At 64.6% G+C, this 8,155-nt stretch carries 8 protein-coding genes; 5 read left to right on the top strand and 3 right to left on the bottom strand.

Annotation, left to right across the window (positions count from 1 at the left end):
- Nucleotides 1–629 (bottom strand): hypothetical protein (locus XI05_RS13580; RefSeq protein WP_271502257.1); only part of this gene is annotated, 629 nt, incomplete at its 3' end.
- Nucleotides 630–914: 285 nt separating this feature from the next.
- Here XI05_RS13580 and XI05_RS13575 point away from each other — a divergent pair.
- From XI05_RS13575 to XI05_RS13555, 5 genes are all read left to right on the top strand, one after another.
- Entirely contained in the window at nucleotides 915–1,838 is a 924-nt protein-coding gene (locus XI05_RS13575) for an ABC transporter ATP-binding protein (protein WP_271502255.1), read from the top strand.
- Complete coding sequence (locus XI05_RS13570; protein ID WP_271502249.1) at nucleotides 1,835–2,596, top strand: ABC transporter permease; 762 nt, start codon at nucleotides 1,835–1,837, stop codon at nucleotides 2,594–2,596. Before XI05_RS13575 ends, XI05_RS13570 begins: the two co-directional genes overlap by 4 nt.
- Nucleotides 2,597–2,784: 188 nt before the next feature.
- Nucleotides 2,785–3,564 (top strand): L,D-transpeptidase, encoded by a 780-nt coding sequence (locus XI05_RS13565; RefSeq protein WP_271502247.1) that lies wholly within the window; start codon nucleotides 2,785–2,787, stop codon nucleotides 3,562–3,564.
- A 220-nt stretch (nucleotides 3,565–3,784) separates the two neighbouring features.
- Entirely contained in the window at nucleotides 3,785–4,039 is a 255-nt protein-coding gene (locus XI05_RS13560) for an acyl carrier protein (RefSeq protein WP_271502242.1), read from the top strand.
- 24 nt (nucleotides 4,040–4,063) lie between these two features.
- A complete protein-coding gene (locus tag XI05_RS13555) occupies nucleotides 4,064–5,761 on the top strand; it encodes a fatty acyl-AMP ligase (protein ID WP_271502239.1) in 1,698 nt (565 codons plus the stop codon).
- A gap of 5 nt (nucleotides 5,762–5,766) precedes the next feature.
- On the opposite strand, the gene XI05_RS13550 is transcribed toward XI05_RS13555, so the two are convergent.
- Together XI05_RS13550 and XI05_RS13545 are read right to left on the bottom strand one after the other, a co-directional pair.
- Nucleotides 5,767–6,777 carry a hypothetical protein gene (locus XI05_RS13550; RefSeq protein WP_271502237.1) on the bottom strand — a complete coding sequence of 337 codons (1,011 nt, stop codon included), beginning with the start codon at nucleotides 6,775–6,777 and terminating at the stop codon, nucleotides 5,767–5,769.
- Nucleotides 6,752–8,134, bottom strand: coding sequence for an MBOAT family O-acyltransferase (locus XI05_RS13545; RefSeq protein WP_271502235.1), 1,383 nt, complete (start codon nucleotides 8,132–8,134; stop codon nucleotides 6,752–6,754). Before XI05_RS13545 ends, XI05_RS13550 begins: the two co-directional genes overlap by 26 nt.
- Nucleotides 8,135–8,155 lie beyond the last annotated feature (21 nt).

Below are 8,155 nucleotides of genomic sequence, written 5' to 3'. Positions count from 1 at the left end.
ATGATCGCGGCGTCGATCTCGGCGATGACGCGGCGCTGGATCGCCTCGTTCTTGTCGATCGAGATATGGCCGACGCCGGTGCCGCGGACATCGACATTGTCGAGCTTGCCGCGAAGGCCCTGCGCGGCCCGCACCGGCTCGCCGGGACCGTCGCCGATATAGATGTTGATGTAGCGTTCCGCCCCGGTCGAGAGCTTGGTCTTGAACACGGAATCGAGGCCGATCGCGAGCTTCACGGGCACGCCGAGCTGGTTGAGCTTGGCGATCATGTCGGGCAGCGCGGTCGCGCCGGAGGAATGGCCGACCAGGATGATGGTCTTGAGCCGGCCGGCCTTGTAGGCAGCCGCCGCTTCATCGGCGAGCGAGGACCAGGACACGAAATTGGCGACGGTCACCGGGACGCCCTGCGCCTGGAGGCGGGCGCCGATCGTGTCGAGGCCGAGCGAGAAGATGTTGAGCACGCCGCGGAGAAGATAGACATGCGTCGTCGCCGCCGCGGCCTGGCTCGGCGCGGCCTTGGCGGTGGTCGGGCTGATGGCAACAGCTGACAGCAGGAGCAGGCCCATCGCCCACGCACGGAGGGCGGACAGCTGGCTGGCGCCGGCGGTGTGACGGCCGTTCGGTCTCATCGATCTTTTCCCCGGAGACAATACGCTTCGCGATTGGCCGGAATCGTAGCCACGGCGCGCTCGCAGACGCAACAAAGAGCCGCGTGAGCGCCAATCTTAGCAGCAAGCCGTGACCATCGCGCAACACTTGCCGGGAACATGCCACTGAAGCGCCTGTTTTGAGACCATTTTTCTCCGGGGAATTGCGGAGGGACAACAGCGTTCCTATTTCAGGGCTCCGCCGACCTGCCCTCCTGGATGGTGCGGCCCCTTCCCTCACCTTTGCTCCTCAGCCTTGCGGCCATCATGTCTTCCATCATCTCCGTCGCCAATCTGTCGAAGACCTATGGGTCCGGCTTCAAGGCGCTCAAGAACGTCAATCTCGACATCACGCGCGGCGAGATTTTTGCGCTGCTCGGCCCCAACGGCGCCGGCAAGACCACGCTGATCTCGATCATCTGCGGCATCGCCAATCCGAGCGAGGGCCGCGTCCTGGTCGGCGGCGAGGACATCCAGACCTCCTACCGCAAGGCTCGCTCGCTGATCGGCCTCGTGCCGCAGGAATTGCACACCGACGCCTTCGAGAGCGTGTGGGCGACCGTGAGCTTCTCACGCGGCCTGTTCGGCAAGCCGAAGAACCCCGATCACATCGAGAAGGTGCTGAAGGCCCTCTCGCTGTGGGACAAGAAGGACGACAAGATCATCACGCTCTCGGGCGGCATGAAGCGCCGCGTGATGATCGCCAAGGCCTTGTCGCACGAGCCGCAGATCCTGTTCCTGGACGAGCCGACCGCCGGCGTCGACGTCGAGCTGCGCAAGGGCATGTGGGAGGTGGTGCGCGGGCTTCAGCAGTCCGGCGTCACCATCATCCTCACCACGCATTACATCGAGGAAGCCGAGGAGATGGCCGACCGCATCGGCGTCATCAACAAGGGCGAGATCGTGCTGGTCGAGGACAAGACGACCTTGATGCAGAAGCTCGGCAAGAAGCGGCTGACGCTGCATTTGCAGAACAAGGTGACGTCGTTGCCGGAAAACCTCGCGCATTACGAGCTCGAGCTCTGCGATGAAGGCGCGACGCTGGTGTACGATTACGACACGCAGGGCGAGCGCACCGGCATCACCAGCCTGCTCGGCGACCTCCGCACCGCCGGCATCCGCTTCAACGACCTCGACACGACGCAATCGTCGCTCGAGGACATCTTCGTCGACCTCGTGAGGACGTCATGAACCACCGCGCCATTCGCGCCATCTATCTGTTCGAAATGGCGCGCACCTGGCGAACGCTGCTGCAAAGCATCGTCTCGCCGGTGGTCTCGACCTCGCTCTATTTCGTGGTGTTCGGCGCCGCGATCGGCTCGCGCATCAGCCAGGTCGAGGGCGTCAGCTACGGCACCTTCATCGTCCCGGGCCTGATCATGCTCTCGGTGCTGACGCAGAGCATCGCCAACGCCTCGTTCGGCATCTACTTCCCGAAATTCACCGGCACGATCTACGAGATCCTGTCGGCGCCGATCTCCTATTTCGAGATCGTGCTCGGCTATGTCGGCGCCGCCGCGACCAAGTCGATCATCCTCGGCCTGATCATCCTGGCGACCGCCGGCCTGTTCGTGCCGCTGCACATCCACCATCCGATCTGGATGCTGGCCTTCCTGGTGCTGACCGCGGTGACGTTCAGCCTGTTCGGCTTCATCATCGGCATCTGGGCCGACGGCTTCGAGAAGCTGCAGATGATCCCGATGCTGGTGGTGACGCCGCTGACCTTCCTAGGCGGCAGCTTCTATTCCATCGACATGCTGCCGCCTACCTGGCGCACGGTGGCGCTGCTCAACCCGGTCGTCTATCTGATCTCGGGCTTCCGCTGGAGCTTTTACGAGATCGCCGACGTCAGCGTATCCGTCAGCATCGGCATGACGCTGGCCTTCCTGGTGATCTGCCTGGTCGTGATCTGGTGGATTTTCCGAACTGGATACCGGCTCAAGAACTGACCTCGCGGTGCTCGCGAAAATGTCAGCGCCGCCAGCCGGCGCGGCACAAAGCGGCCTTGCTTACGCCTGGCACCCCGTTAACGATGGACAGGCAGGCCGCTGGAACCAATGCCGGGCTGCAGGCATAATGCACGCCGGGGGACGGAGAGCCGCGGCGCGAGCAGAACAGGCCGGAGGCCAGAAGTCAGATGCGTTCGTTTTTCATTGCTTTTACATCCCTGATGCTTTTGAGCGTAAGCACCGCGCAGGCCAAGGTCGAGATCACCGTCGACAAGGACAATCAGCAGATGACCGTCGCCGTCGACGGGGTCGCGCGCTACCGCTGGCCGGTGTCGACCGGCATCCCCTCGCGCGAGACGCCGAATGGCGCCTTCCGCGCCTTCCGGATGGAAGAGGACCACTATTCCAAGGAATTCGACGACGCGCCGATGCCGCACGCGATCTTCTTCACCAAGGTCGGGCACGCCATCCACGGCACGGACTCGGTCGGCCGGCTCGGCTCGCCGGCATCCCATGGCTGCGTGCGCCTGTCGCGCCAGAACGCCTCGACGCTCTATGCGCTGGTGCAGCAGCAGGGCGTGCTCAACACCACGGTGGCGCTGACCGGCTCGGCACAGGTGGCGCTGGCGCGCAATCCGCGCGGCCGCAATGCCAATGCGGTGGCCCGCGCCCCGCAGCCCGCTGAGGAGCAATACGCCACCACTGGCGCCCCGGTGAACCTGACGCCGCCGGCGCAGCCCGCGCGGCGCTACATGCCGCAGGACGACAACTACATCTACCCGGCCGACGGCAGCGACACCGGCGCGCGCTACCCGGCGCCGCGCCCGATCACCCGCCCCTATGGCACGCAGGCCTATCAACAGCTGCCGCAACCAACATACGACCAGGGCTACGGCCAGCAGGGCTACTATCATCAGCCGCAGCCCCCTCAATTTTATCAGCCGCGCAGCTATTATTATCAGAACTGACGCAGCCTGAACGCGACGCCGGGCGCGGCAGCGAATCGGATCGTGCTGACGCGCCGGCACCGCGGCGGCCGCACAGATTCAGGCCGGCCTGGGTAGGAATCGAGCAGCTCACCGACGCAGGAAGGCAACAGTCCCCAACCTTCATCGCCGCGGCGCCCCGGCCAAATTGACAAGCTAGGGGTCGCCCGTATTGTCGTTCCCATTGCTTCTGGGAAATGACATGACACGCGAGCAGATTTCGGATTTCTGCGTTACCGCGCTGGCCAACATCCTGCGCATCTCCACGGACCGGGTCGACACCGGCACCAAATTCAACCGCCTCGGTCTCGATTCGGCGATGTTGGTCTACCTCATGATGGAACTCGAGGAGAAGCTGGACATCGAAATGTCGACCGACGACTTCTACGACCATCCGACCGTCGAGGCCTTGTCCCGGTTTCTTGCCGACAAGCGCGCGATCCGACCAGCCGCCTGACGCGGTCTGAACCGGCGCAATCCGATGGACACTCCTCGCTCGCTCGTGGCGCTCCTGGCCCGGCGCGCGGCGGAGCAGGCTGACCGCGCCTATGTCTTCGTCTCCGACCGCGGGACTGAAGAAGCTGCCCTCACCTTCCGCCAGTTGAGCGATTGCGCAAGTGCGCTCGCGGCGCGTCTGGCCGCGGTCGCGCGCCCCGGCGACCGCGCCATCCTGGTGTTTCCACCCGGCCTTGAATTTCTGGTGGCGTTCTTCGGCTGCCTGATGTCCGGCATCATCGCCGTGCCGATGATGATGCCGCGGCGAAACGGTGCGCGCGATGCCAGCGCCGCAATTCTCGCCAACTGCACGCCAGCGGTGGCGCTGACCAGTTCGGCCCTCTCGCTTCGCGGCGATCTGCAAACGCGCTTCGCACACGAGAACATCCGATGGATCGAGGTCGATCTCGGTCCGGCGACCCTGGCACCGGTCGCCCTGGCGGATCCGGCGGCGGATGACATCGCCTTCCTGCAATACACCTCCGGCTCGACCTCCGAGCCGAAGGGGGTGATGGTCAGCCACGCCAATCTGCTCGCAAATCTCGAGATGATCCGCATCGCGCTCGGCAACACCAGGCAATCGACCTACGTCAATTGGGTGCCGCTCTACCACGATATGGGGCTGATCCTGAACGCGCTGCAGACGCTCTATGTCGGGGCGACCTGCGTGCTGATGGCGCCGAACGCGTTCATGCAGCGGCCGCTCGGATGGCTGCGCGCGATCTCGCACTATCGCGCGGAAGTGGCGTGCAGCCCCAATTTCGGCTTCGACCTCTGCGTCAGCCGCTACCGCGCCGACCAGATGGACGGCATCGACCTGTCGTCGCTGAGGATCGCCCTGAACGGCGCCGAGCCGGTGCGCGCGGAAACCATCGACCGGTTCGCCGCGACCTTCGCACCGCACGGCTTCGATCCGCGCGCGATGTATCCGGCCTACGGCATGGCGGAAGCGACGCTGCTCATTTCAGGGGGAACGCGCGGCGGCGGTCATCTGACGCGTCGCATCAGTCGTGCGGCGCTTCAGACAGACAGAGCAGCGACCGCCTCGGACTGGGACGATGCGCAGATCGTGGTCGGCTGCGGGCGCGCGCTCGAGGGTGAGCAGATCGCCATCGTCGATCCCGGTAAATGCACACGCCTGCCCCCCGACTGCGTCGGCGAGATCTGGGTCAGCGGCGCCAACATCGCCCGCGCCTATTGGCGCAACGATGATGCGACGCGCGAGCAACTCAACGCAGAGATCGCCGGCGAGCCCGGCGCATGGCTGCGCACCGGCGATCTCGGCTTCCTCGATGCCGGCGGCGAGTTGTTCGTCAGCGGCCGGATCAAGGACCTCATCATCATCCGCGGCATCAACCATTATCCGCAGGACATCGAGCGCACGGTGCAGTCGCTGGACGAGGGCTTGCGCGAAAACTGCGGCGCAGCATTCTCGGTGCCGGACGAGGGCGCTGAAGAAACGCTCGTCATCGTGCAGGAGGTCGAGCGCACGGCGCGTCACAAGATCGACGGCGACGAGATCAAGGGCCGGATCCGCGAGGCCGTTGCCGATTGCCACGAGTTGTCCGCGCGCCACATTGCGCTGATCCGGCCCGGTGCACTGCCGAAAACCACCAGCGGCAAGATCCAGCGCAGGCTTGCGCGCAAGCTCTGGCTCGATGCGGTCTTCGACGAAATCGGCTGACCTGCTCAGAAATCGATTCTCGCGTGCTCGCCGTCGCGCAGGCTCGCGACAATCCCCTGCTCGATCTTGCGCGCCAGCACCGGGCGGTAGTGGATATAGTCCACGAAACTGGCGCGATCGCGCGTGAGCTCGTTGTCGACGCGATAGCTGACGAATTTGCTGCGCGGCCGCCCGGCCACGACCTGTGCGAGCGCGGCATCGCAGGCGTTGCGCTCCAGTTCAGCTTGCGTGCCGGGCTTTGCCACGGTGGCAGCGAAGGTCGGCGGCACGATGATGACGACGGGCACGTCGACCGGCAATTTGCGGACGACGTCCTTGAGGGCCGCGATCTCGGGGAACACCGCTCGCGCCTCGGCAGAAGCCACGGGCGCGGGGTCCCTGGGAGCATTGGTCTCCTTGAATTGGCCGGGCGGCCAGATGTCCTCGTAGCTGACAAAGCCGTCACGGTTCATGCGCGGCCGCAGGCCGAGCCCAATGCCGATGCGCTGGAAGACCTGCTCGATCGCCTGCCAGGAGATCAGCCGCACCGCATAGGTGACCACGCTTGCGTCATACAGCCAGTAGGGGAACGGAGCGCCCTCCTCCTTCGGCCGGGCATGCACGCACCAGCCGGGATCGGCGGCGATGACCAGCGCGCCGACCTTCCGGTGATTGCGCAGGAAGAAATCGAGCACGGCGAGCTGCTCGCGTGGGCTCGCACCGGTCATGTAGAGCTGGACGAAACGGAACCCGCTCGCGCGGGACAATTCCGCCGGCTGGATCAATTGCCCGGTCGAATTGCCGAGGATGACGGAGTCGAAGCTCGCATCGCGTGCGCGGCTCGCTGCCGTGATTTGCGTCAGACGATTGTCGACCCCTTCGATGCCCAGCAGGCCGAGCTTGCCGCTGTCATAGGGATCGACCACGACCATCAGTGCGACCACCAACAAGGCGGCGCCCGAGAGCGTGCCGAGGCACGCCAGCAGGCTCCGTCCCCAGCCGGGGTCGGTCTCAGAACTTGAAGTAGACGAATTCATGCAGATCCCGACCACCCATGTGGAGCAGCAATGCGAACAATCCGATGCCGAGCAGACCGGCGAGCCACGGTTTGGGACGCCGCGTGAGCAGCGCGACGATGTCCTGGCTCGCCGGCAGCAGGAAAGCGAACAGCGGCGCTGCGATCAGCGGCCATAGATGCTTGCCGCGCTCGAGCGGCAGCGGTGAGATCAGTCCCGAAAAGACATGCCAGGCCGCCTCCAACGATCCGGCGCGAAAGATCACGCCGGTCGCCAGCACGAACAATACGGTGAGCGCCCAGCCGAGCCACGACGGAAATTCCGGCCCATAGCGGCGCCACAGCGCGCAGGCCACCAGCGCGAAGCCATGCAGCACGCCCCACAGCACGAAGGTCCAGCTCGCGCCGTGCCAGAGGCCGCACAGCGCCATCGTGATCATCATCGCGCCGAAGAACTGGACCGGCAAGAAGCGGCGCGGCAACAGGCGCAGATTGACCAGGGGATAGAAGACATAGTCGCGCAGGAACAACATCAGCGTGATGTGCCAGCGCTGCCAGAAGTCCTGGATATTGGTCGAGCGCAACGGCGCATTGAAATTGTAGGGCAGCTGCACGCCGAACAAGAGGCCGAGGCCGATCGCGATGTCGGAATAGCCGGAGAAATCGAACAGGATCTGGAACGAAAAGCAGAAGGCCAGCCAGGCGTCGCCGCTTCGCAACGGTCCGCTTGCCGCCTGCGCATAGATGGGATCGAGCAGATGCGCGAGGCCGTCGGCGATGACGACCTTCTCGAACAAGCCGAACGCGATGAAGCACATGGCGATGCAGAATTGCCGCTGCCAGCCCCGCACGTAGACCTGCCGGCCGAACTGATGCATCACCTCAGACCATCGCGCCAGCGGGCCCGCGATCGCCTGCGGGAAGAAGGCGATGTAGAGCGCGTAACGGTCGAGCGCATAGAGCGGCGCCTTGCCGCGCTTCAGATCGACCAGATACATGATGTGGTGAAAAGTGAAGAACGAGATCCCGAGCGGCAGCCCGATGTCGAGCGCCGCGAACTTCGTATCCAGCACGAGTGCAAGATTGGCGAGCAGGAAATTGGCGTATTTGAACAGCGCCAGCACCGCGAGATCGAGCACCATCACCAGCGTCAGCACCGCCGGCCATTTCACCCGTCCGTAGGCCACCGAAGCGAGCCAGTTGATCGTGATGGAGGCGATCAGGAGCAGGATGAACGATGGGCTGCCCCAGGCATAGAAGGCGAGCGACAGCGCGACCTGCACGCCGATCCGCAGATGCGGATAAGGGTCTGCCAGGCGGTAGATCAGCAAGGCCGCAGGCAGGAAGACCAGGAGAAAGGGATAGTCGTTGAAGAGCATCGGATCAAAGCTGCGCCATCA

It is taken from the genome of Bradyrhizobium sp. CCBAU 11357 (assembly GCF_028128865.1).
GTDB lineage: Bacteria > Pseudomonadota > Alphaproteobacteria > Rhizobiales > Xanthobacteraceae > Bradyrhizobium.
The sequence above is the reverse complement of the archived record's forward strand: the minus strand, read 5'-3'. Positions and strand labels throughout refer to the sequence as shown.